At 48.4% G+C, this 20,903-nt stretch carries 20 protein-coding genes; 9 read left to right on the top strand and 11 right to left on the bottom strand.

Annotation, left to right across the window (positions count from 1 at the left end; all coding sequences use genetic code 11):
* Positions 1-18: 18 nt before the first annotated feature.
* On the bottom strand, positions 19-1,887 hold the full coding sequence (locus QUB08_RS12125) for an efflux RND transporter periplasmic adaptor subunit (RefSeq protein WP_333224942.1): 1,869 nt from the start codon (positions 1,885-1,887) through the stop codon (positions 19-21).
* A 184-nt stretch (positions 1,888-2,071) separates the two neighbouring features.
* Here QUB08_RS12125 and QUB08_RS12130 point away from each other — a divergent pair, with 184 nt between their 5' ends.
* Both QUB08_RS12130 and QUB08_RS12135 read left to right on the top strand, forming a co-directional pair.
* Positions 2,072-2,284 (top strand): hypothetical protein, encoded by a 213-nt coding sequence (locus QUB08_RS12130; protein ID WP_333224943.1) that lies wholly within the window; start codon positions 2,072-2,074, stop codon positions 2,282-2,284.
* Between the two features lie 176 nt (positions 2,285-2,460).
* The gene (locus QUB08_RS12135) at positions 2,461-2,883 is read left to right on the top strand and encodes a hypothetical protein (protein WP_333224944.1); all 423 of its coding nucleotides are present in this window, start codon (positions 2,461-2,463) and stop codon (positions 2,881-2,883) included.
* On the opposite strand, the gene QUB08_RS12140 is transcribed toward QUB08_RS12135, so the two are convergent.
* From QUB08_RS12140 to QUB08_RS12155, 4 genes are all read right to left on the bottom strand, one after another.
* Complete coding sequence (locus QUB08_RS12140; protein WP_333224945.1) at positions 2,884-3,894, bottom strand: ABC transporter permease; 1,011 nt, start codon at positions 3,892-3,894, stop codon at positions 2,884-2,886.
* 9 nt (positions 3,895-3,903) lie between these two features.
* Positions 3,904-4,455, bottom strand: coding sequence for an AAA family ATPase (locus tag QUB08_RS12145; protein WP_333224946.1), 552 nt, complete (start codon positions 4,453-4,455; stop codon positions 3,904-3,906).
* A gap of 65 nt (positions 4,456-4,520) precedes the next feature.
* A complete protein-coding gene (locus tag QUB08_RS12150; RefSeq protein WP_333224947.1) occupies positions 4,521-6,128 on the bottom strand; it encodes an ABC transporter substrate-binding protein in 1,608 nt (535 codons plus the stop codon).
* A gap of 705 nt (positions 6,129-6,833) precedes the next feature.
* Positions 6,834-7,448 (bottom strand): hypothetical protein, encoded by a 615-nt coding sequence (locus QUB08_RS12155; protein WP_333224948.1) that lies wholly within the window; start codon positions 7,446-7,448, stop codon positions 6,834-6,836.
* 1,049 nt (positions 7,449-8,497) lie between these two features.
* On the opposite strand from QUB08_RS12155, the gene QUB08_RS12160 reads away from it, so the two are divergent.
* The 6 genes from QUB08_RS12160 (at position 8,498) to QUB08_RS12185 (ending at position 16,318) form a co-directional block, all read left to right on the top strand.
* Entirely contained in the window at positions 8,498-10,066 is a 1,569-nt protein-coding gene (locus tag QUB08_RS12160) for a protein kinase domain-containing protein (RefSeq protein WP_333224949.1), read from the top strand.
* Between the two features lie 520 nt (positions 10,067-10,586).
* Positions 10,587-10,919 (top strand): DUF6825 family protein, encoded by a 333-nt coding sequence (locus QUB08_RS12165; protein ID WP_190660406.1) that lies wholly within the window; start codon positions 10,587-10,589, stop codon positions 10,917-10,919.
* Between the two features lie 111 nt (positions 10,920-11,030).
* The gene (locus QUB08_RS12170; RefSeq protein ID WP_333224950.1) at positions 11,031-12,800 is read left to right on the top strand and encodes an AarF/ABC1/UbiB kinase family protein; all 1,770 of its coding nucleotides are present in this window, start codon (positions 11,031-11,033) and stop codon (positions 12,798-12,800) included.
* A 985-nt stretch (positions 12,801-13,785) separates the two neighbouring features.
* Positions 13,786-14,517 (top strand): PP2C family serine/threonine-protein phosphatase, encoded by a 732-nt coding sequence (locus QUB08_RS12175; protein WP_333224993.1) that lies wholly within the window; start codon positions 13,786-13,788, stop codon positions 14,515-14,517.
* Between the two features lie 68 nt (positions 14,518-14,585).
* Positions 14,586-15,788, top strand: coding sequence for an anhydro-N-acetylmuramic acid kinase (locus tag QUB08_RS12180; RefSeq protein WP_333224951.1), 1,203 nt, complete (start codon positions 14,586-14,588; stop codon positions 15,786-15,788).
* A gap of 80 nt (positions 15,789-15,868) precedes the next feature.
* On the top strand, positions 15,869-16,318 hold the full coding sequence (locus QUB08_RS12185) for a hypothetical protein (RefSeq protein ID WP_333042233.1): 450 nt from the start codon (positions 15,869-15,871) through the stop codon (positions 16,316-16,318).
* A gap of 192 nt (positions 16,319-16,510) precedes the next feature.
* On the opposite strand, the gene QUB08_RS12190 is transcribed toward QUB08_RS12185, so the two are convergent.
* The gene (locus QUB08_RS12190) at positions 16,511-16,684 is read right to left on the bottom strand and encodes a hypothetical protein (RefSeq protein ID WP_333153496.1); all 174 of its coding nucleotides are present in this window, start codon (positions 16,682-16,684) and stop codon (positions 16,511-16,513) included.
* A gap of 67 nt (positions 16,685-16,751) precedes the next feature.
* Positions 16,752-16,949, bottom strand: coding sequence for an NblA/ycf18 family protein (locus QUB08_RS12195; RefSeq protein ID WP_006635253.1), 198 nt, complete (start codon positions 16,947-16,949; stop codon positions 16,752-16,754).
* A 197-nt stretch (positions 16,950-17,146) separates the two neighbouring features.
* Here QUB08_RS12195 and QUB08_RS12200 point away from each other — a divergent pair, with 197 nt between their 5' ends.
* On the top strand, positions 17,147-17,395 hold the full coding sequence (locus tag QUB08_RS12200; protein ID WP_333224952.1) for a hypothetical protein: 249 nt from the start codon (positions 17,147-17,149) through the stop codon (positions 17,393-17,395).
* Between the two features lie 145 nt (positions 17,396-17,540).
* Here QUB08_RS12200 and QUB08_RS12205 read toward each other — a convergent pair whose 3' ends face one another.
* The 4 genes from QUB08_RS12205 to QUB08_RS12220 form a co-directional block, all read right to left on the bottom strand.
* Positions 17,541-18,269: a biopolymer transporter ExbD gene (locus QUB08_RS12205; RefSeq protein WP_333224953.1), complete on the bottom strand. Its 729-nt coding sequence runs from the start codon at positions 18,267-18,269 to the stop codon at positions 17,541-17,543.
* Positions 18,270-18,284: 15 nt separating this feature from the next.
* Entirely contained in the window at positions 18,285-19,070 is a 786-nt protein-coding gene (locus tag QUB08_RS12210) for a MotA/TolQ/ExbB proton channel family protein (RefSeq protein ID WP_333224954.1), read from the bottom strand.
* A gap of 241 nt (positions 19,071-19,311) precedes the next feature.
* The gene (gene rsgA / locus QUB08_RS12215) at positions 19,312-20,562 is read right to left on the bottom strand and encodes a ribosome small subunit-dependent GTPase A (RefSeq protein WP_333224955.1); all 1,251 of its coding nucleotides are present in this window, start codon (positions 20,560-20,562) and stop codon (positions 19,312-19,314) included.
* The gene (locus QUB08_RS12220) at positions 20,559-20,849 is read right to left on the bottom strand and encodes a sulfurtransferase TusA family protein (protein WP_333224956.1); all 291 of its coding nucleotides are present in this window, start codon (positions 20,847-20,849) and stop codon (positions 20,559-20,561) included. Before QUB08_RS12220 ends, rsgA begins: the two co-directional genes overlap by 4 nt.
* Positions 20,850-20,903 lie beyond the last annotated feature (54 nt).

Below are 20,903 nucleotides of genomic sequence, written 5' to 3' on the forward strand. Positions count from 1 at the left end.
GGCCCTCTGCCCCATGCCCTATTTCTGATTCTTGATAATATCCTCTAATTTTTTACCTTGAGGAAGTTCGGTAAAAACGCGATCGCCCACTTTTGCACCCTCTAAAATCTGAATCTTGTTGCCAATAGTCGATCCAACGGTAACAGGCTTAAACTTCGGTTGTTGTTTTTCATCAGGAACCAGCACACCAGTTTGACCTTTATTAGTCACAATTGCCACCGTCGGCACAACTAAAGCATTGCTCAGCTTTTGACCAACAAATCTCAAATCAACATTCATTCCCGATTGCAGCGACTCTTTTCCCGTATCAATGGCAACTCGCACTTGAAATAGCGTCACATCCCGTTCCTTAACAGCTTCCGGTGCAATTAATTTAACGCGACCTTTAAACACTTTATCGGGATAAGCATCAGCCACTATTTCAACTACTTGACCCGGTTTAATTTGACTGATATCTGCCTCCGGGACTTTCGCCAAAACCTCCACATCTCTAGCTAGAGCGACAATCGATGTCGAAGTTGCCGAAGTAGCTTCCGAGGCAGAAGTTGCGGGAGTTACAAAAGCTCCTTGAATGGCGTATCTTTGGGTAATAATTCCAGCAAAAGGAGCGCGAACTTTCGTATCTTCTAACTGCACTTCTTGAAAGCGGACTTGAGCTTGAGCTTCGGCTAATTCAGCTTGAGCTTGAGCTATTTCTTCCGGGCGAGAACCGTTTTCTTGTGCCGCCAATTGGCTTTTTGCTTCAGCAACTGCTGCTTCGGCTTTGGCGATTTCTTCTGGACGGTTGCCGTTTTCTAGCTGCGCTAATTTGCTTTTTGCTTCGGCAACTTCTGCTTCGGCTTGGGCAATTTCTTCCGATCGCGTGCCGTTTTGCAATTGGTTCAATGCTTGCTGCTCTACTTGCACAGCAGCTTGCAGTTGCTGAATTTGCGACTCCCGACTTTCTTGCAGTTGTTGCAAGCGTCTTTGAGATTCTATTAATTTAGCTTGGGCAGTACGATTTTCTTTAATTAATTCATCCAGTTTATCTTTAGCCAGAGCACCTTCTTCAACTAGCGGCCGATTGCGTTCTACCCGTTGAGCTGTTAGTTCGGCTTGGGCTTTACTCGAGTCAATTTGCGTTTGTGCTTGGGCAATTTCTTGTTTGACACTGCCGGTTTGAGCGTCTGCTAAACGAGCTTGAGCTTGGGCTAAACGAGCTCGCCCTTGGCTGACTTCTTCAACGCGGCTGCCGGCTCGCAGTCGCTGTAAACCAGCTTGAGTTTGCTGCAAGCGGGCTCTGGCTCCTGCAACTTCTTCAACGCGGCTACCGGCTTGGACTTGCGCGAGACTGGCCTCGGCTTGCTCTAAGCGCGCTCGGGCGCTGGCGATGTCTTCCGATCGATTTCCTGCTTCGATTTTGGCGAGTTTGGCTCGCACGCTGGCTTCGCGGGCCTTGGCTTGAGCTAGTTGAGCTTCTACATCGCGGCTTTCCATGCGGGCCACGATTTGTCCTGCTTCGACTTGATCGCCCTGTTCGACAAATAATTCTGCTATGCGCCCGGAGCCTTTGGGGCTGAGATTCACGCGCTGTACGGGCTGCACCGTGCCGCTCGACGTGATCCGCACCGTGAGGTTTTGCGCTTCCACCGGCACTGTCATAGTGGCGATCGCATCTACTTTCGGCTGCGATCGACTTTTTGCTACATATATAGTGGTCGGTACAGCTAGCAACCCGGCTGCAAGCAACCCAATCGCCCAGCGCTGCGGTTTGCGCGCGGGTTTCTTCGGAGACTGCTTTTGGGCGGTTTTGTTATCTGCAATTTTAGTCTCTGTGGCCTTGGTGTCTACAATCTGAGTATCTTCCACCTTGACCTGAGCAGCTTCCTTTTTAGGGCTAACGATCATACCGACTCACCTAATTTAATCTCAGGATTACCTTAAAGGTAAAATTTTTGCTGATGCTTGGCATCGTCTTTCAGACTCATCCGATCGGGTGATTTATAAAAAGTTCCCCAACCAGCACCTGTAAACAATTATAGCTAATCTTTGCAATTTATTAAAAAATATTAAGTTTTTTCATGCCAAAGATGTGGGTCTAAACAGAATCGCTCCCGGCTGCTGGCAAATAAAAATATATTTTAGTAAAAAATATTATTTTTGGGATCTAGGATCGCGCTTCTCGCCAGCGATCGCAGCGGGATATAATAGCGGGCGATCGACCGTCACTCGGTCATTGCGGACTCGCGATCCCATCGCTGCGATCGCATCTAGCAGTGCGAAGCTGGTAACGGCACAATATTAAGACGCTTACTCTCATAAACCCGGCTGCTGTCAGAAATAACAGGTTTGTCGGCGAAGAATCCGCGCAGAAACCAGGTTTCACGGGTAGCGGTGCGTCAGCCCTGAATATATATCAGCCCTGTACCCACAACAGGTTAAAATATTTTTCAAATCCGTTAAGAATGGAAAATCAAAACAATGAATCGTCCTCAAAGCGTTACAGTTCTGGCAATCTTGCAGCTAATTAGCGGCGTATTCAGCCTGCTTGACGGCTTGTTCATCTTACTTTTTGCAGGCATTTTTGGCGGTCTTGGTGCGGCTGTCGGCGGGGCGAGAGTTGGCACTGTAATCGGCGGCTTTATTGCAATTTTTGCGACGATCGCTCTAATTATCGGAATTATTTCCTTAATCTTAACATGGGGTTTGTTTCAACTCAAAAAATGGGCTTGGACGGGAACATTAATTATCCATGTCATCGCCACCCTCGCACAAATTGCTAAAATGTTGGGCAGCGCAGGTGCAGCCGTTAATTTTTTAACCCTGGGTTTTGCAGTGGCTAGCATTTACTACCTGCTACGTCCGGACGTTAAACAAGCATTTTCTGTTGAACTCCCCTTTTAATTAACGGTACTGAATTCTCGGATCGAAAAAAGCATAGGAAATATCAACCGCCAGATTAATCAGCACAAAAGTTACAGCCACAAAAATTACTCCTCCTTGGACAATTGGGTAATCCCGCGTCAGAATACCCGTGTAAATCCAAGAACCAATTCCCGGCCACGAGAAAATAGTTTCCGTCAGAATAGCGCCGCCTAAAAGAGTGCCGAACTGCAAACCTATAGTTGTAACGATCGGCAAAAACGCATTTTTCAAAGCGTGTTTCAAAATCACCCAATATTCCGGCAATCCCTTAGCCCTCGCAGTGCGGATGTAATCTTGCGAAAGCACTTCCAGCATCGCAGAACGAGTGATGCGAGCGATAATAGCCAGGGGAATAGTTCCTAAAGTCAAGGCTGGCAGGATTAAATGGGCGATCGCATCCCGCAAAGCCGCCAAATCCCACCTCAACAAAGCATCCACAACATAAACACCCGTAATCGACTTAAAACCAAACCCCAAATCTACACTAATCCGCCCGCTAGGAGGCAGCCATTTCAGATAAACAGCAAACAAATAAATCAAAATCAACCCCAACCAATACACTGGTAAAGATACGCCAATTAACGAACCACTCATCGCGAGATTGTCCAGCCAGCTATTTTTCCGAACAGCAGCCAAAATTCCCGCCGGAATTCCGATAAAAAGTGCCACCAACATCGCCACCACAGACAGTTCAAAAGTAGCAGGCCAGCGACTTCTAATTTCATCAATTATCGGAATACCGCTAATAATGCTATTTCCCAAATCAAAGCGCAGCAAACTCCATAAAAAAGCTAAATATTGCAAAGGTAAAGGCTGATTAAGACCCAACCTTGCTCTCAAAACTTCCACCTGTTCGGGAGTTCCCCGTTCTCCCAAAAGCACTGTAGCTGGGTCTCCCGGTATCAAATGCAAAAAAGTAAATACTAGCAGAGTGATTCCGAAAAGAACTGGCAATAGTCCCAGCAAACGTTTAACGATATATTGAAACATCAGTCGATCTCATTCACCTTGCAAATTTGCCAAAATCCGATCGACCGTTTCTTCTACCGTTAGATTGGTTGAATCCAGCCAGTAGCCAAGGCGAGGAGTTTCGCTACGGAGAATGCGATCGAAGGCATAAACCATTGTTTCGTTGGCATATCCGGTCTTCGATCTTGCTGCATCCCGTGCAGCTACAACTTCTGCCTTCGGACACAGAACGATCGCGGACAACGGCACATCGTGGAAAGTGGCAAGTACCTCAGCCAGTGCCGAACCAATGATAATGTCTTGATAAACGACCGTAAAACCAGCCTGGAGATAGTGTCGCGCTGCCATTGCTGCCAGGTGATACCGCAGTTGAAGCTGCTGATATGCCTCTGCTGACAAATTTAACGCCATTTGGGCCTGTCCATTCACAATCATGCGACGAAAGATATCGCCGCGAAGGTGGACACTTTTGGGCAACCGTTCGGCAAGTGATTGGGCCACACTTGATTTTCCGGCAGCCATGTTCCCGGTAATCAAAATAATTTGTGGCTGATGATTTGCAGGTTGCTGATTGCTCTCCATACAGTTTGTTAAGGTAAATTCATGCAAAGTATGATAACCGAGGAGAGGTGTCTCGATCTAAACTCTCAATTTTTGCTCACTTCCTCAAAAGACTCCGACCCCAAAGGACTCGGAATCCAACCTTGAATATTCTTGCGTTTGCCTAAAAGCGGCTGCGAATGTACGATCGGCAAACGGACAGCCTCCCCATGCAGAATCTCGCTAACTTCCGCATAAATTTTCCCTCTAGCTGCTTTATCTCCACTCGCCCTCGCTTTATCCAAAAGTTCCAAAACTTTGGGATTTTTCCAATTTCCCAAATCCCCCGTGGAACCAGGCCCAAAGTGAGGATAATAAAAATTGTCTGGATCGCCATAATCTCCCGTCCAACCCATCATAAAAGATTGAAAGCCGGGAGGTTTTAGCCGATCGGCTAAATAAGCAGACCAATCCTTTGTCAGCAATTTTACCCGAATCCCGATCGCGCTCAAATCCGCCGCCAAAGCCTCAGCAATCGGCTTCGGCGTCGGAAAATACGGACGGCTGACGGGCATATACCACAAATCCAAATCAAAACCGTTCGGATAACCGGCTTTCGCGAGCATTGCTTTAGCTTGCTGCGGGTTAAATTCATAATCTTTAACTCGATCGGACGCCGCCCAATTCAGCGCAGGCGGGATAAATTGCGAATCATGTTTTCCGAGTTCTCCCCAGAAAGCTTTGACAATTGCTTGCTTGTTAATTGTTTGGGCGATCGCCCGCCTGACTTCCGGTTTCGACAAAGGTTCGTAACTCGGATTTAACCCTAAATAACCGACATTAAAAGAAGGTCGCACAACAGCTTCTAAATTAGAATCTCCCTGAACTTCTTTCAGTTGATCCGGCGTTAAATCCACCGTAAAATCAAGTTGTCCTGCTCGCAACTGAGCCAGTCTCGCCGCCGGATCATCAACAAAACGAATTACCAATTGATTGACTTTTGGCGTGCCTGTTTTCCAATAATTCGGATTTTTCTCCAAAACAATGCGATCGCCCGATCGCCATTCCTGAAACACAAAAGGCCCCGTACCCACCGCCAGCGACCCCGGAGTGCCGTACTTAGCACCCGCTTTTTTCACCGCCGCCGGACTCGCCATCCCGAAATAACCAGACCCAATCGCCGACGGAAAAGCCGCAAAAGGTCGATTCAAAACAAATTTAATTGTAGACTTATCAACAACCGCCACATCTTTTACTAAAGAATCTTTTTCTCCCTTAAACCCGCCAAATAAATTTTTCCAAATCGAATAATTCTTGCCCGCTTCTCGAAAACCGTTAGGATTGTTTGCATCCCACCAGCGATCCACATTAAACTTAACAGCTTCCGCGTCAAAATCCGTACCGTCGTGAAACTTTACCCCAGAACGCAACTTAAAAGTCCAAGTTTTACCATCTTTAGAACTTGACCATTCAGTAGCGAGACTCGGCTCAAGTTCCACAGTTCCCGGTTTGAAATCAGTCAAGCGATTGTAAATTTGGTCGATAACAATCACCGAATTACCATCAGTAATATTTCCCGGTTCCAGATTTATCGGCGGCCCGCCTGCACCGTAAACTAAAGCCCCAGCCGGAACCGCAGCAGGAGTTGTCGGAATTGGAGAATTATTGCTAACCGTGTTTGAAGGAGGGCCGCAATTTGATAATATTACAGCCATCCCAAAAACTATACTTAATAAAAATAAACGCCAGGGTTTTAACAATCTCATTTCAATAGCTCCAGTTTAATAGAAAATTATACTCATATCAATAAATTTCTACTTTGCTCTTTCTCTCCCCTCTGTAGTTTCTGCGTTGTCGGCAGTTAATTTAGTAAATTATCTCTTAAAAGCCAATCTAATTAACAAACCAAATAGAACAGGCTGATGATATCATGCTGGAGGGTAAAATCTCAACCCACACCTTTACATTAGGCGACGCAGCCAGGATGAAAGCTAACATTTCCGGCCCAGCTAGATGGGTCATTCGATTTTAGATTGTAGATTTTAGAGTTACTCCCTGAATCTAGCAGGGCTGTTTCATTCTCTTGTAGGGGCAGCAAAGAGTGGCTGCCCCAATCTCTGAAACACGAGCAAATCGTGGATGGGGAGGGTAGGCACGGGGAGTAGGGGTAGCACTACAAGAGTCAAAATTCATGTTTTTGGTGAGAATGAAACCGCCCTGCCTGAATCTAGGGGGAGCATAAACATTCCTTTCCTCACCCCAAATATTTTTGAATATCTGCATATAACAACCCGATTCGGGATTCAAAAACATCAATATTTCTCTCTTTTCTCTTTCTCTACGCCCTCTGCGCCCTCTGCGGTTTGTTAAAAAAAATCTACTTTAGTTCAAGCAATAGGATGGCTATAGGCGCACCCACCCTACAAATCAAAACTCTCTTCACCAATACTTCCCAGTTCCCCGCTACCGAGAAACTCTTCCTCCTCTACTTCCTCAATCGAGGAGTCGAAACTTTCCACCACAAACGGCAAACCAGCCGCCATCAAACCCCGTTGAATCAGTTCCGGCGTTTCCTCAAACAAAACAAATAGCGGATGAACAGCCTCAGCTTCATCGCTGTAAATATGTCTGTAGCGGTGCGGCATCACCCATTCGTAACCTTTATCCAGCCAAACCTGAGACTGTCGCCAGCGGCCGAGCAACTCAGAAAACTCTTCGCCCGGACGATGAATGAAAATCAAAATTTCCACTCCAATTTTAACTTTCCATTCAGGATCGCACATCAAAATCGCCAAATCGCACGGCAAACAAACTGCCTGTCCCGGCGATATGCTAGTGCCGCTGCTTCCGGCATAAGAAACCCCGTCTCGCAAGCGGGCAATTGGCAAAGGAATTGTGATTAAACTCTCATGGGCGCGGCGGATACTCGGAATCATTTCCATGTAAACCCGATATTTTTTCAGCAGGGCGATCGCGGCAGAAGATTCGCTGTACTCTGCTAGTAAAGTCTCGTAATGTGATTGTTTAACAGACATTTTCAAACCAAAGAATAAGTAATTACTAATTTGCTCATTGCTAATCGATCGCTTCTCGTTACTAGGAATACCCCCTTTGTGACAACTTAAGCTCAAGTTCCCCCCTTCGCAGAACTTGAGCTTGCCTCCTGGCCTTGCTGTGTAACGCGAACAGCGATTGAAGCATTGATGGCTATGGGCTACAAATGTCTGGAGAATGCTTACAGCCTTTTTATTTACAAGGTTTGAGCCATGTGCAATCTCAAGATTAAGCCCGATACGATGCCTCTTTCTCATTTTATGCCGCTCGCCTGAACTTCATCTGAGCCAAAAAGGTAATCAGGTCTGTAAGGTGTGACAATCAAGCATCCAGGATACCCGCCACGTGATTCATTCCGAAAGCAGACTCAGGACCCAGAAATAAAAAACCTGTATCCGATGAAACTTGCCGAACGTATTTATCTCGCGCAAGTCAATGCTTCAATTCTTTAATCTATAATCTAAAATCGATTGACTCTGGGAGCAACAGGGGAAAACGATGTATTATACATCCAGATCGTATTCGCCATCGGAATGTACCAGTTCGCCTCAACTGAAGCGATCGCAGCCAGATTGCAAGAATTGCTTTCTCCCCTAGTCTATTCAAGAATCGAGCGTCTCTTCAGACCTGAGTGTGTCAATACCCCAAGCTCAAGCTCGCCATCCGGCAATCTTATAAATCATAAGATTGCTCATAAGTCAACATAAAACCTAAATATTTACAAAAATCGGCTAATTTTAAAGACTTGTTAAAGCAATGAGGGGTTGTACCCCCCATAAGTTAGAGTCAGATATTATAGATGCACCCTGATGGCTTTCCCGTTCCACAAGAGCGGGATTTTTATTATTGGAAAGCCGGAGCGTTAAGTTTCACAATAGCTACTACAGATAAAATGACGTGGGGATGCCAAGATTAAAGATATAGCAGAGCTAAAGCTCAAACTAGGGCGCCGATCGATCAAACCTCACCCCTAACTCTGCGAAATAACCCAAAGGCGGTAGCATAGTTTGGGAAACGGCATCAACTGAAGATGAACTTAGCGCCAGCAACAGTCCTGCAACAGGGCAAATACACAATTAACGCGACTTTAGGCATAGGAGGGTTCGGCATCACTTACCGAGCTATCCACACCCATTTAAACCAAACCGTCGTACTCAAAACCCTCAACGAAAGTCTGCGCCAACACCCAGAATCTGCCCAATTTCAGCAGCAGTTTATTGCCGAAGCCCAACGCCGATCGCGGTGTCAGCATCCCAACATAGTCAGGGTAATCGACTTTTTTGAAGAAGCCGGACAGTCTTTTATTGCAATGGACTACATTCCGGGCCAAACTCTCGCCCAAATAGTGGAAACCGATCAGCCACTGCCAGAAGCCCAGGCCCTGCACTATATTCGGCAAATAGCCTCAGCCGTAAGTACAGTTCATCACAGCGGATTGCTGCACGGAGATATCAAGCCAGAAAATATTATCCGGCGAGCTGATTCTCACGTAGTAATGTTAATAGATTTCGGAATTCCCCGCGGCTTTACCGCCGGCACCAAACAAACCCACACTAACTGGCTCTCCCCTGGGTACGCGCCGATCGAACAATACCTCTATGACGGTAAATGTACACCGGCCACTGACATCTACGCGATCGCAGCCACCCTCTACTACTTACTCTCCGGCGTGGCGCCCGTAGCAGCACCCCTGCGCGATCGTATTCCCCTGACTGAGTTACGGCAATTTCAGCCCAACCTCAGCCCCCGAATCGAGCGAGCCATCCTTCAGGGACTCGAAATCGACCCCCACAACCGCCCTCAGACAGTGGAAAATTGGCTCACCATGCTGCAAGAAACCGAGCGAGTATCAGTAAAAAGAAAAGGCAAGCAAAGTCTGCGATTGCCCGCACCTCCCCCGCCGCAGTTGACTTTTCTGGCGTTTGTCGTAACGGCTGCAATTGCAGGCTGGATGGGTTTTGACCTAGCATGGCACTACAACAGCACCAGTCTCAGCAATCGTCCCAAAATTGAATCCTTCCCATCTCTCGAAGATTTGCTCAAATCCCGCGATTTGTCAGGGCCGATGTTCGGGCAGCCCTCTGTCGAAAGCAGCCCTCTCTACCCGATCGAACTCAACAAGCTCCCCAAACCCCCCTTAGACACCAGCAACATTCCCGAACAAATCGAGCCCTCAGAAACTAGCGCCGAACCCTCTGAGTCCCCAAACCAGGAAACTCCCGCCCCAGAGCCCGAAGCCCAACCGGAGCCATCCCAGACGCCCGAACCCGCCGAGGAGCCTTCTGAGTCCCCCATTCCAGAGCTTCAAACCGAAATCGAGCCAGAGCCCCAACCAGAAGCCGCATCGGTACCGGAAGTTGCGCCCCTGCCACCAGAACCGCCCGCCGCACCCGCCCCGCCTGCCCCTGAGAGTGCTAGCGCTGAAACCCTGCCGCCGTCGGAATCCCCGTCGCCAGTAATAGCGTCGCCGATCGAGCGATCCCCTGAGCCTGCGATACCAAGCCCCAGTGGCAACAATTCAGAGAGTTTGATCGCACCTGATTCACCACCCCCTGTGGCCGATCCCACAGTGCCTTTTCCCGAACCTGCGACAAATTAGTATGGTTTTTGTTGGTTCAAAGTGCGGACAAATACTTGGTTTTAGGAGTCAGCAAATATCCGCTCAGTAGTTGAGATAATAAGGCCCTACCTAGCCAAGGACTATCTTCCAAAAACATCCGTCGAATCTGAAAATCCCAACAGTCGCCGTCAGAGTTGATCGAATATTTCCTATTCCCTCTGCAATCCAAATGGCCGCCAAAAAATGCAGGACGGTTTCCTATTTTGATTTAAATTATGTTAGAATATGTGCGCGGCGCGGAGGTTCTGTTAAGTCGCGTATTAATACTGCCAAGCTGCAAACATTTTGGTACAAAGCAACCCCAACCTCGAACTTGAGCCAGTGTCAGCGAGGCTTTTGGGCTAAGCCGTGGCGCGTCAGACTGTTCTAAATCTCAAGAATCCCATCTCCGACACTCGGGGAGGGAGTGTCAATTCCCCCAAAATTCCTTCCTTTGGGAGCAAGCATCATCGGGGACAAGCAAGTTATAATTTGTTGCGGAAGCGCACAGAGATTTTTTATGAGTAAACCCCCAGTTCATGCTTTTTTTGTAGGCAGAGCACTTGCCGAAGCACTGTACGAGCAATTAGAAAGCGCAGCAACCAACGCTTTCTCTGAACTCGGCAAATTTGACGCAGAACAAAGAGAACGCCTGCGGCAGTTCACCGATCGAGTTGTGGAACGGGCAAATCGAGCTTCGGATGAGGCGATGCAGACCAGAACAGGCACTGCAAGCACGACCACTATTCAAGACATCCATCCCGCTGATTTGCAAGCGACTATTGACGAGCTGCGCGCCGAAGTGGCTCTGGTGCGATCGGAATTGCAGCGCTACCGCAGCAGTTTGCCCTAGCGATCAATTCGACCACAACTATTATTTACTACGTGAGCGCACTGCTTTGCGCTCCTGCGCTCCTACTTTCAATCAAAGCAACAACATAAAATAAGCAATTTGGGAACCCAAGTGTCTGCTCTCCTTGATGACTCTGTTAATCGCCAGCGCTCCCCCAAGCTCACTGGCGAAGGCGATGAGCCAAAAACTGCTTCTGGTAAATCTTACAAAAGTAAAGCTTATCGCTGGAATCGCGAAAAATACTCCCGGAAGCGGCGCTTCTTCGACATTTGGGCTTTTGTCTTACTCTGGCTGGCTTCCCTCTGGCTCGACAGCAAAAATTGGAGCTACTGGGGAGGCGTGACTGAAGAAAAGAAAGTTGCCAGACGCCGCTTTCAAGCTATCTGGGTTCGAGAAACACTCTTGGATTTGGGGCCAACTTTCATTAAAGTGGGGCAGTTATTTTCTACCCGCGCCGATTTGTTCCCCGCAGAGTTTGTCGAGGAACTTTCTAAGCTGCAAGATAAAGTGCCTGCTTTCAGCTACGAGCAGTTGGAGGTAATTGTCGAGCAAGATTTGGGCAAGACAGTTCAAGAACTCTACCGCAGCTTTGATCCAGTGCCCCTGGCCGCTGCCAGTCTGGGTCAGGTACACAAAGCTCAACTGCATTCGGGCCCGGAAGTGGTCGTCAAGGTGCAGCGACCTGGACTGCGGAAGCTGTTCGAGATCGATTTGCAAATTCTTAAGGGAATTGCCCGCTATTTTCAAAACCATCCTAAGTGGGGCCGCGGCCGAGATTGGATGGGGATTTATGAGGAATGCTGTCGCATTCTGTGGCTGGAAATTGACTATCTCCATGAAGGCCGCAATGCTGATACTTTTCGCCGCAATTTTAGCAACTGTGACTGGGTGCGGGTGCCGAGGGTTTATTGGCGGTATGCGGCTCCGCGAGTGCTGACTTTGGAATACCTGCCAGGGATAAAAATCAGCCACTACGAAGCTTTGGAAGCGGCCGGTATCGACCGTAAATTAATCGCTCAGTTGGGCGCAAAAGCTTATTTGCGACAGTTGCTCAACGACGGCTTTTTCCACGCTGACCCACACCCCGGCAACATCGCTGTTAGTGCTGACGGTTGTCTGATTTTCTACGATTTTGGCATGATGGGACAAATCCAGTCCAACGTCCGCGAAGGACTGATGGAGACGCTCTACGGCATTGCTTCCAAGGATGGACAGCGGATTATGGATTCTCTGATCAATTTGGGAGCTTTGGTGCCTACGGGTGATATGAGTCCGGTGCGCCGCAGCATCCAGTATATGCTGGATAACTTCATGGACAAGCCTTTTGAAAATCAGTCTGTGAGCGCGATTACCGACGACCTTTACGATATTGCCTACAATCAACCTTTTCGCTTCCCAGCTACTTTTACTTTTGTAATGCGAGCTTTTTCCACCATCGAAGGGGTGGGCCGAGGTTTAGATCCCGAGTTCAACTTTATGGAGGTGGCACAACCTTTTGCCATGCAGCTTATGACTAATGGAAATGGCCATGATACCAGTAGCAGCATTTTTAACGAAATCGGCCGTCAGGCGGCTCAGGTGAGTTCGAGTGCTTTGGGTTTGCCCCGCCGGATTGAGGAGACTATTGATAAACTCGAACAGGGAGATTTGCGGATTCGCGTCCGTTCTGCCGAAACAGAGCGTTTGCTCCGCCGCATGAGCAGTGCTCAAATGGGCACGAATTATGCTTTGCTGATGAGTGCTTTTACTTTGTCGGCGACAATTTTGTTTGTCAGCAATCAAGTCTGGCCGGCTGTCGCTGTGGCAGTGCTGGCGGCGGGTGCAGGGTTTGCTATGCTGCGTTTGTTCAAGCGGATCGATCGTTTAGACAGGATGTCATAATGGGGCAATTTGGGATTTGAAATTTCAGGTTTGAGATTTCTCGCCAGCCAAAATTTGACATCGAATGTTAAGTTTTGGCTGGCTGAACACAGATTGCTGCAATTTACGACACTTACGCCCTTTAATGCGAAAAACCCGGTTGCTGCCTAGGTTTATCGCCAGCAAAACCTCTGATTTTGGGTATAAATCCAGTTTTTTTTGCAGGTGCTGCTGAATTTACTGGATTTACTTACCGAAATTTTAAGATGGGATTACCATCATACGATCTACAATATGAGATGGACTAAATTGCCCAAAAGTTTACAAAAGTTGGTCATACTTCAATAGTCCGGACAGTTTTCATATGGCCCAATGGCTTATTCTGTAGGACTTCGCAGCCCCTGTGGATAATTAAATCAATGTCAGATCCACCCCGCTCGTTGCATTTAATTGGACTTTATTTATGATCCTTGCGCCGCGTAAGCTTGTAGTCTCGTTCCAAAAACTGTCGGGAGTATTGATACTTAACTTGACTGATTAACATTCTGGGCCGTATGATTACACAAATGCCTAAAAAAGGCTTAATTATCTGGTTTGTAAACCGAGCGTGCAAGTCAAAACTGACCAGCCTGTTACAAGGTCGAACGGGAGTCCACGTTTCGTTAAATTGGTTGAAAATAGTGGATGACTCATGGCTAAAAGCTTCAACTAAGATTAATTAAATTAGGGCGTTGCTCCGCCCGAATTAACGCCTGTGGACAAGTTGCGAGCCGACTCCCTTGGATGAAACAGGAAGCAGACCCTTCAGAAGTAATTCTGATTGAATGGTGAGACTTAAATAAGTTTAGCCAAGTTTTGTGTAGCAGGTCAAGGAAGTGCAATTTTTCCAAAACTCGCGCTCGCGGGCTGCAGAATTTCAAGCCCGTTCGCAATTTAAGTTTTGGAATAAAAAATTGCACCCCATTAAATCAAGCTTTCAAGTTCGATGAGTCCAATCACCCAATCTATGAAACGCTCTTTCGCAGGTAAGACAGACACAGGGCTAGTTCGTTCCGTAAATCAGGATTCGTACTACATAGACTCTGACGGGCGATTTTTCATAGTGGCCGATGGAATGGGAGGACACGCCGGAGGTCAAGAAGCCAGCCGGATTGCGACTCAGGCGATTCAATCTTATTTGCTCGAACATTGGGAAGGGCCAGAGGATTCTCCGGTGTTGTTGGAAAAGGCTTTTTTAATTGCCAATCAAGCAATTTTGACGGATCAGCTCGACCACCCTGAGCGTGCTGATATGGGAACTACGGCTGTGGTTCTAATGTTTAGGGATGAGGGCCGACCCTGGTGCGCTAATATCGGGGACTCTCGCTTGTACCGACTGCACGGCTCTCGCTTGGAACAGATTACTGAAGACCAGACTTGGGTGGCTCAGGCTGTGAAAAGAAAGGCCCTAACTCCTGACCAAGCTCGCAGTCATCCTTGGCGTCACGTTTTGTCCCAGTGTTTGGGCCGCGATGATTTGCGGGAGATAGATATTTTGCCGGTGGACGTGCAGCCTGGGGATCGCTTGCTGCTCTGCAGCGATGGCTTGACTGAAGAACTTTCCGATCCTTTGATAGCTTCGCCTCTGAAGTCGATTCGCGCCTGCGAGGGCGCTGCAAATGCTTTAATTCAAGCAGCGAAGGATAAAGGTGGACGCGATAATATTACTGTGGTGATCGTAACGATCGACCTCAAATAATATTCGATCGCCCGATCACACCCGACTATCTAAAATCGAAAAATCTAAAATCTAAAATCTAAAATTGAATGACCCGCGTTATCGGTTTGATCAGCGGCACGTCGGTGGATGGCATTGATGCTGCTTTGGTGGATGTGGTCGGTTCCCAAACAGACTTGAAAGTGCAATTGGTGGCCGGCAACACTTTCCCTTATCCTGCTAATTTGCGATCGCAAATTCTCTCGGTTTGCAGTGGCTCAGCTTTGTCAATGGCTGAACTAGCCCAATTAGATGATGCCATCGCCCAAGAATTTGCCACGGCTGCCTTGACAATTCAAGCAGAATATGATAAAGCAGAATTAATCGGCTCTCACGGTCAAACCGTCTACCACCGACCTGCAGGGAAAGCCCAGAAAGACAGCGCCGGTGCGTTAATGGGCTACAGCTTGCAACTCGGGCGGGGCGCGCTAATTGCGGAATTGACAGGAATTACTACGGTGAGTAACTTTCGATCGGCAGACATTGCTGCCGGGGGTCAAGGAGCACCCTTAGTGTCAATAGTTGATGCCTGCCTGCTGGCGGAACCCAACATCAGCCTCTGCATCCAAAATCTAGGGGGAATTGGCAATGTTACCTATCTTCCGGCCAGGGGAAAAGGGGGAAAAAATGACGAGTCTGAGATTTTCAGTCTTGGGGAGGGCATATCGGGCTGGGATACAGGCCCGGCGAATTCCCTGTTAGATTTGGCAGTACAGCACTTCTCAGGCGGCACTAAGACGATCGACGAAGGTGGAGCTTGGGCGGCATCGGGCACTCCCTGTCAATCTTTAGTCGAGGATTGGCTCGCATCAGAGTTCTTCCGCCAACCACCTCCGAAATCAACGGGGCGAGAGCTATTTGGTGTAGACTATTTTGACAGGTGTTTGGTCGAGGCCGAAGGTTACAACCTCAGTCCTGCTGACGTGCTGGCTACTCTGACAGAACTGACTGTTGCCTCGATCGTTCACAGTTACCAAACTTTTTTACCGGCTATGCCTGATCGAGTTTTACTATGCGGGGGCGGCAGCCACAATCTCTACTTAAAACGCCGATTGCAATCTCAATTGCATCCAGTGCAAGTGTTGACTACTTCTGAGGCAGGCTTGAATGTAGATTTTAAAGAGGCGATCGCTTTCGCGGTTTTAGCCGCATGGCGGGTTCGGGGCATTCCCGGCAATCTGCCTCAAGTTACTGGTGCCCGGACATCGGTACTTTTAGGAGAAATTAACTCTTGTTGGCACAGTTGGGCGTGATAGCATAGAGTCTGAGGGACAACGGCTGTGCGTTGTTGCACCAGCATTGTAGCCAGCAGGAAAAGCATAGGAACAGCACTGTGGCTCACACGTTTTTAATGGAATCTGGCCAATGGACGCTCGAAGGAAGCTGGATTGAGCGCAATGGCGTGCCAATTACGGTTAAAGGCAAAACTTTAGTGAGCTGGAACCGAACAGATTGGTTCAGTATGGTGACCAAGCTCGTATTTCCTGGAGGCGATCGCGAAGAGATTATTTTGCAGTACCGAGGACACCTCAACAGCGATGAACGGCAGTATACTTTTGTACTCCAACACAGCGAACTCGCCCGCGTCGAGGGCGAAGGTTGGATTGCTCCCCAGTCGATCGTCCAGCGTTATTGGGTTTTGGGAGATGAACGCCAGCGGAGGACGGGTTTTGATACCCTTCACCGGGTTGATGACAACCGCTACTACCAATCTAGTGGCATCATGTCTGGTCATTACTTGACGAGTACAATGGAGGCGACTCTGGAACGTCAGCCGGAATAACTCTTTCTAGAGTCCACAGTTGCCAGTTCTAGGGATTGATGTGAAAACTAAAGGTTTTGCTAGTCGGAGATCCCGCTCAGATGTCCGACTATCGCCATTATTGTCAAACCTCATCCGCTGCAAATAAACACAAATATATAGAATTTGTTAAAAATTTTAAGTGGTTAAAAAATTAACCTTTTTTATTAAGAGTTATCCAATTTTCGAGTCGAGGCGCGATAAATTATCTTTGCGCTTTCCGGTGGTGTCGATCGACAAACTGCTTACCTCGACTTCCACATTCAGTGAAATCCACAAAGGAATTGTCAAATTTTCCTCACGTCTGTACAGATGCCTTCTACCTTCTGCCTTCGAGTGACGCCCCATCACCCCCAACTCCTTTCCGCCTGAGGGAAGAGAGTAAGAGACGGAGGTCGCCGACTGCGACTCTTGGTTACTCAACGCCTGGGTTAGGTTCTAAACCCCAATGGTGTTTCAGAAAATGGCGGTACATGGTTTCTCGTAGCATCATTTGCTCGTAAAGCTTGACCAAAAACTCCTGAGCTTGTTCACGGCTCATGTCACTTACCTGTGTTTTGAAGGAACACAGGCTAAATTGCTGTTCCAAAGACAATTCTGCTGGTTGGCTCATGACTTTGACTCCTCTGTAAGTAAAGGTGACTTAAAAGTGAACACCTGGATTAACCAGATTTGTAAGTTGTTTCAGCGATCGACCGTTGGTTTCGGGATGCCCGATGGCCCATCTGGCTTTAGTCTATATTACAAAAGGTAACAATCATTTGACAAAATTACCCTATATCCTAAGAAATAGCTTACTTAGCGATAGAGATGGCGAGAGGTCTGCAAAAGTTCCTTCCGCAGGCATATACAAGTCTATCTACTTGTCAAGAGAAAAAAGGCTCAGTACGAACCAAAAGAATTGAAGCCCTTTATACCAAATCCGGCGGAGAGAATCTCCGCGAGGGGGAGAAGGGGAGAGGAGAAGAGGGGGAGATGGGGAGAGGGGGAGATGAGGAGAGGGGGAGATGGGGAGATGAGGAGATGGGGAGAGGGGGAGAGGGGGAGATGAGGAGATGAGGAGAGTGGAAGATGAGGAGAGCGGAAGATAGGGAGAGGGGCAGATGGGGAGATGGGGAGAATTTCTATTTCTTTGTTCTCCCTTCTTCCTTCTTCCTTCTTCCTTCTTCCTTCTTCCTTCTTCCTTCTCCCTTCTTCCTTCTGACTAATTTGAGGGCCCGCCATCCTGCGGTGGAGTGGCGACTCCGGGTCGGAAATTGGGAGCAGCGGGTGCAGGCGAAACAGGAGGAATGCCCTGATTTGCCCCGAAGTTACTAGGCTGCTGTGGAGCGGGGAGAGGAGATTGAAACTGATTGGGATTGAACTGCTGCTGACCGGGAGCGGGGAGAGGCGATTGAAACTGATTGGGGTTGAACTGTTGCTGCCCCGGAGGCACCGGAGACGGCAGAGGTTGACCGGAATTGCCGATCGCAGGTGCCGCAGGAATGCCAGAATTGGGAAGCGAGGGATTAGGCAATGGGGAGGGAGCCGAACTAGGAAGAGTTGCCAGGGCAACTCTATCGCCCCCTACCTCTCTCAATTTGTCTAAAACCTCGACAACTTTGGCATATCTCGCATTTTGAGGAGCGTACAGCACCATCAACCCCGCAGGGTTTTGGCTTTGAAAACTCTTTAAAACTCGATCGAGCTGTTGGTAATTAACAGGCAATTGGTCGATATAAGTTTGCCCGAAATCATCAATGCTGACAATCAGCATCTCTCGCATCTGCGTTTGTCCAGTCTTCGCTTTAGGCAAATCGACATTAATGGCTTGCTGGCGAGTCAGTTGCAAAGCCGCCAGGAGAAAAAACGTCAGAATGCAAAAGATCACGTCAATTAAAGGCACCAGTTCAATCCGAGCCTCTTCAGCAGGAGTATCTAGATTAATCTTCATCAGTTCTCAGGAGTTTTAATTATTAGAAGGTGAATCTTCAGCCGGATCGGAACCTTTCAATTTCGGCTCCCTATTCCGTTCTCCCGGTTCTTGAGAATTGAGAGAACGCCTGTTCAAACCATCGGAACCAAAAGAAGAATTGCTGTATTCTGCACCGGGTGCTCGACCCTTAGCATTAGCAGCAGGCCAGTATTGCCTGTAAAGCAATTCCAGTTCATTTCCCGCTTTGCGAAATATTTTTGCCTGGTTGAACAAAAAAGCTTGAAATATCCGATAAAACACCAAGGTAAAAATTGCTACTACCATCCCACTAGCAGTCGTGATCAGCGCCTCGCTAATCCCCAAAGTTACGCCAGTTGTTGCCGCCGTGCCGATGTCGCCCAGACGGATGGAACTGAGCGAGTTAATCAAGCCCAAAACTGTTCCCAGCAAGCCCAGCAAAGGCGCCAGAGCGATCGTAGCTTCTAAGATTTTGTCACCGCGCCGCATCGAAGCCAACTCTTCATCGGCTGCTGCTTCGAGTGCGAGTCGAAACAAATCTGGTTCGGGATTGTAGAGCCGCAGGGGTGCAGAAAGAAATCGCCCGATCGGCTGCCGGTTAGCTTGTCTGGCCATCTCGTTAGCCACCCCCCAATCGCTGCGAGCCGCTTCCAGAATGCGGTTAACTATTTGCTTTTCTTTGCTCAGGAGGCTCGCCCAAAACCACAAGCGCTCGATAATGGTACTCAAAGATAGAATCGATAACAGCAACAGGGGCCACATGGCGGGGCCGCCTTTTTGAAACAGTTCTTGAATATTCACAATATTTTTGCTCCTGCAGTACCCGCTAACTTTTGCTTCTGTTCTACTTTTTTTAACAAATCTAAGGCCATTTAATTTTAGCTATTAATGTACTCAGGACTTACCCACTCGCGACTAAAGAACGCCTGTTTTCCGAACGGGGCCTTGGGGTGCAACCAAGTATTTTCGTCGAGGAAACCCGGTTTCTGGGTAAGTCTTGGTACTGTTTTCTAGTGCCTACGGGCGATGGGCGGCGACTTCCTCACAATTCCTCTAAGTCTTGACACATATCTTGGAGTGACTGGTGTTGAAGGCGGCGGGAAGAGCGGCGATATTTTTTAGTTTGCAGCTTTGGTTCGTAATGCTGCGTACCATCCGACTTGGTTTGCTGCTTCAAACTCGATTCGGCGCTACTAGAGTTTTGCTCTTGTTGCTGGCGGACGATCGCCTCTTCGAGAAACTGCAAGTAATACTCGTAGCGCTCCCAACCGCCCCGCACCACACAGTTAGGCTCGTCTCGGTGCGAACAGTCGCTAAACTGGCAGCTACCCAAAGCCAGCCTCTGGCGCGCTTCTGGGAAATATTCAGCTAACTCTGAGGGATCGCATTCGAGAGCCGGCTGATTAAAGCCCGGAGTATCGGCCAAAAGTCCGCCGCCGGGCAGTTCAAATAGTTCGACGTGGCGAGTCGTGTGGCGCCCGCGGCCGAGTTTACCGGAAACAGCGTTCACTCGCAGATTCAGCGCCGGGATCAATTGGTTGATCAAGCTGGACTTGCCAACCCCAGAAGGGCCACAAATTACCGTTATTTTCCCTTGCAGGTGGTCTAGAAGCAAGTTCGGCAAAGGGCTATCTACGGGGTTTAACGGATCTAACGGCTTGACCGAATTGGAAACTTCGGGGTTATCCTCAGAACTCAGCAGAGATTGTTCTATTTTCTCCACTAAGTCATGGAAAGGCAGTTCCGAGGCAGAAACTTCATTTTGACCATTAGCGGGGGCTTCCTGAACTCCTGCACCGCTGCGGACGCTAATAAACATTGGTTCGTAGCCCCAGCCTGAAAGCCGATCGCGCCAACGTTCCAACTCCTGGGGTGTGACCAAATCGCATTTGTTCAGGCACAAACTCACCTCTAAACCTGTAGATTCTGCCTTGACTAAAAACCGAGTTAATGATGCGGGGTCTAAGTCGGGTTCGGCGAGGGCAAAAACGAGGAGAATGCGATCGGCATTAGCTACAGGCGGGCGGTTGAGTTCTGTTTGGCGCGGGAAGACTTCAGAAACTACACCCCGGCGCTCAGTCCAGTCCGGTTCGTCTACCACCACGCGATCGCCCACCATCACCTGTTGGCCAATTTTTTTGAGTCGAGTGCGACGAGTGCACAGGAGAGTCGGAGAATCCGCGAGGGGAGCATTTTTCCCGTCAATGGAGACTTCGGGATCTAACCTCACTTGGTAGAAGTTAGCCTGAACAGCAATTACAGTACCCACGATCGAGGGTGAATTCAGGCTCATCCTGCTTCCTTGTCTTCTGGGCGCTGCACTTTCATGGAAAAAAAGCCCGACTCCGGCTCATCCGCGACAAATTCCGTTTCCAGAATCTGGTAGCCTTCCATTTTGAGACTATCGGGCACTTGTTCGATCGGCTCCCCAGCATCCAGCCACACCTCCAAAACAGCACCCGGTGCCATTTGCTCCAAGCGCAGTTTAGTGCGGACAAAATTCAGAGGACACGGAGTACCACGCAGATCGATTTTGGCATCTGGGGATTTGGGACTTTCTATTTTCGATGTTGAATTCATAATGTTTTTGGCAATCTCTAATCCTGAAAGCCTTAGTTTTTTAAACAAGTTGCC

Origin of the sequence: Microcoleus sp. BR0-C5 (assembly GCF_036705045.1) — a bacterium.
In the GTDB taxonomy this organism is placed as follows: Bacteria; Cyanobacteriota; Cyanobacteriia; order Cyanobacteriales; family Microcoleaceae; genus Microcoleus.

What these genes read in the sequence shown, in the direction of transcription:
- QUB08_RS12195 (WP_006635253.1), bottom strand. Translation starts at nt 16,949, where the DNA reads ATGAGCCAACCAGCAGAATTGTCTTTGGAACAGCAATTTAGCCTGTGT.
- QUB08_RS12205 (WP_333224953.1), bottom strand. Translation starts at nt 18,269, where the DNA reads ATGAAGATTAATCTAGATACTCCTGCTGAAGAGGCTCGGATTGAACTG.
- QUB08_RS12190 (WP_333153496.1), bottom strand. Translation starts at nt 16,684, where the DNA reads ATGGGGCGTCACTCGAAGGCAGAAGGTAGAAGGCATCTGTACAGACGT.
- QUB08_RS12160 (WP_333224949.1), top strand. Translation starts at nt 8,498, where the DNA reads ATGAACTTAGCGCCAGCAACAGTCCTGCAACAGGGCAAATACACAATT.
- rsgA (WP_333224955.1), bottom strand. Translation starts at nt 20,562, where the DNA reads ATGAGCCTGAATTCACCCTCGATCGTGGGTACTGTAATTGCTGTTCAG.
- QUB08_RS12150 (WP_333224947.1), bottom strand. Translation starts at nt 6,128, where the DNA reads ATGGCTGTAATATTATCAAATTGCGGCCCTCCTTCAAACACGGTTAGC.
- QUB08_RS12145 (WP_333224946.1), bottom strand. Translation starts at nt 4,455, where the DNA reads ATGGAGAGCAATCAGCAACCTGCAAATCATCAGCCACAAATTATTTTG.
- QUB08_RS12200 (WP_333224952.1), top strand. Translation starts at nt 17,147, where the DNA reads ATGGCGAGAGGTCTGCAAAAGTTCCTTCCGCAGGCATATACAAGTCTA.
- QUB08_RS12175 (WP_333224993.1), top strand. Translation starts at nt 13,786, where the DNA reads ATGAAACGCTCTTTCGCAGGTAAGACAGACACAGGGCTAGTTCGTTCC.
- QUB08_RS12135 (WP_333224944.1), top strand. Translation starts at nt 2,461, where the DNA reads ATGAATCGTCCTCAAAGCGTTACAGTTCTGGCAATCTTGCAGCTAATT.
- QUB08_RS12220 (WP_333224956.1), bottom strand. Translation starts at nt 20,849, where the DNA reads ATGAATTCAACATCGAAAATAGAAAGTCCCAAATCCCCAGATGCCAAA.
- QUB08_RS12180 (WP_333224951.1), top strand. Translation starts at nt 14,586, where the DNA reads ATGACCCGCGTTATCGGTTTGATCAGCGGCACGTCGGTGGATGGCATT.
- QUB08_RS12125 (WP_333224942.1), bottom strand. Translation starts at nt 1,887, where the DNA reads ATGATCGTTAGCCCTAAAAAGGAAGCTGCTCAGGTCAAGGTGGAAGAT.
- QUB08_RS12165 (WP_190660406.1), top strand. Translation starts at nt 10,587, where the DNA reads ATGAGTAAACCCCCAGTTCATGCTTTTTTTGTAGGCAGAGCACTTGCC.
- QUB08_RS12140 (WP_333224945.1), bottom strand. Translation starts at nt 3,894, where the DNA reads ATGTTTCAATATATCGTTAAACGTTTGCTGGGACTATTGCCAGTTCTT.
- QUB08_RS12155 (WP_333224948.1), bottom strand. Translation starts at nt 7,448, where the DNA reads ATGTCTGTTAAACAATCACATTACGAGACTTTACTAGCAGAGTACAGC.